Source organism: Acinetobacter sp. YH12049, from assembly GCF_013419875.1.
Lineage (GTDB): Bacteria > Pseudomonadota > Gammaproteobacteria > Pseudomonadales > Moraxellaceae > Acinetobacter > Acinetobacter amyesii.
The window spans coordinates 1-1,796 of record NZ_VOZH01000102.1 but is presented as its reverse complement, the minus strand read 5'-3'; the positions used below and the strand labels follow the sequence as shown (position 1 = coordinate 1,796).

General features: G+C 33.1%; 2 protein-coding genes. Both read left to right on the top strand.

The features are described from left to right. Positions 1 to 49: 49 nt before the first annotated feature. Positions 50 to 898, top strand: coding sequence for a TOPRIM nucleotidyl transferase/hydrolase domain-containing protein (locus FTU05_RS18025; protein WP_180166211.1), 849 nt, complete (start codon positions 50 to 52; stop codon positions 896 to 898). A gap of 317 nt (positions 899 to 1,215) precedes the next feature. Beyond that, positions 1,216 to 1,551 carry a helix-turn-helix domain-containing protein gene (locus FTU05_RS17615; protein WP_086393520.1) on the top strand — a complete coding sequence of 112 codons (336 nt, stop codon included), beginning with the start codon at positions 1,216 to 1,218 and terminating at the stop codon, positions 1,549 to 1,551. The last annotated feature ends 245 nt before the right edge of the window (positions 1,552 to 1,796 follow it).

Here is a 1,796-nt window from a genome sequence, read left to right as displayed (position 1 = left end):
AATACCAACGAACAGCCCAAAGAATGATTTCACCTTGAAAGTGCCGACCATGGAAGGGATTCATCTGCTGTATCTCGAAATAAATAAGATATTTAGCTTATCATGTCAGCCTATTTGCAACAGTGCCGTTTTTATTACCTCTCATGCACCAAACTTTTTAGATAAAGCTCATGAAAACTTATTAGAACTAATTAGAGTGAGAAGAACTTCAGGTATCACTTATATACACCAACCAACTAAAGAGGTTTTAGGCGATATTTTTGGACAAGGATTGCAGTTGATAAAGCTATTACAAGATATTGTTAATACAAAGGGAGATGGTTCTGGGGGAGCGAAGGATTTATTACCGAAAGAGGAAATTAATGAAGCTGATTTAAGCTGTATAGAGGCATTTAGATATCAACTATGGCTTGATAGTGAACGACTCTCACTATTTTTTTCAGATACGGTGATTTTAATTGAAGGAGCTACGGAAAAAGTATTTCTAAATTACCAACTTGCTAGAGATTGGGAGTCTTTACGAGAACATAAGATATGTGTCGTTGATGTAAATGGAAAATATAATTTTCATAGATATATGAAGCTATTAGAAGCTTATGGAATAAATCATATAGTTATTGCTGATGGGGATTTTAATCAAGGTGTTCATAAAGCAATCAATCCTTTTATTATTAGTTGCCGTAATCAATTTACCTTATCGAATCCTTATTTCTTTGAAAAAGATCTAGAAGCTTTTCTGGGGTATAAAGCTCCAGGAAGACAAGATGTAAAACCAATTACACTTATGCAAAAGCTAGAAAAAAAGGAAATTTGTCCTAAAAAAATTGAAGCCTTATATGAAATAGTCAGAGATCTATTAACTAGCTCTTTTAATGAAGAAACTAGACACGCATCTTAAATTTTTTTAAAATTAATATAATAGGTGTTATGCGAAATTATTTAAATTTTCATTAAAAATCAGCAATATAATTATACAATAAAAAGCCCAATCACACCAGATTAGGCTTTTTAAATGATTTACCCTGTTCCACGGATTTGTTCATCTCAGTTAAACAATTATGATTACCATAGGGTTTAAAAAACCGACTCCCAAATCCCCCTTTCTGCTGTTACAGTCTACCTTCTTTTTTAAAAAAATTACAACAAAGGATATGACATTAAATGTGGTTTAAATTAACTTAAACAGGAAATAATGTCGGATTTCTGAGGATCTGTATGAAGAAGACCTCCAGTCATTTTATGATGCATGGCGTAGCGGATTTACTTCAACAAGTCGGGAAAAATATTAAGATTGCGAGAATCCGCCGGAGCATTACCATTCAGGAGTTAGCTAATCGGGTGCATGTGGATGAACGTACAATTAGCCGAATGGAAAAAGGCGATCCAAGTATTAACTTCAAAAATTTAGTAACGGTCTTAATGGTTCTTGGCCTTGAAGACTCTGTCTTTGATCTTGCCCATCCAGACCATGATGAAATTGGGAAAGCTTTAGAAATCCAGAAACAGCCTAAACGAGTTCGGAATATGGACAGACTCAGTGATGATTTCTAAGAACTAACTATTAGGTAGGAAAATGGCACTGTTGCAAATAGAAATTTGAGTCGATGATGTTCCCTTCAAAATCGGTGGCTATTCATTGGGAATGAATATCAAAATAGTTGTATTAGACTATACCCTAAAGTTACAATCTGAAAGTTCATGAAATTATGTATCATTTAAATGATTTTTAATCATAAGTAACATGTAACTTTAGTGTTAAAGAATTATAATTTACGAAATTGTTCATTTTTATCCAA

Excerpts from the sequence above, each read along its gene's own strand:
- FTU05_RS18025 (WP_180166211.1), top strand. The coding sequence starts at position 50 with ATGGAAGGGATTCATCTGCTGTATCTCGAAATAAATAAGATATTTAGC.
- FTU05_RS17615 (WP_086393520.1), top strand. The coding sequence starts at position 1,216 with ATGAAGAAGACCTCCAGTCATTTTATGATGCATGGCGTAGCGGATTTA.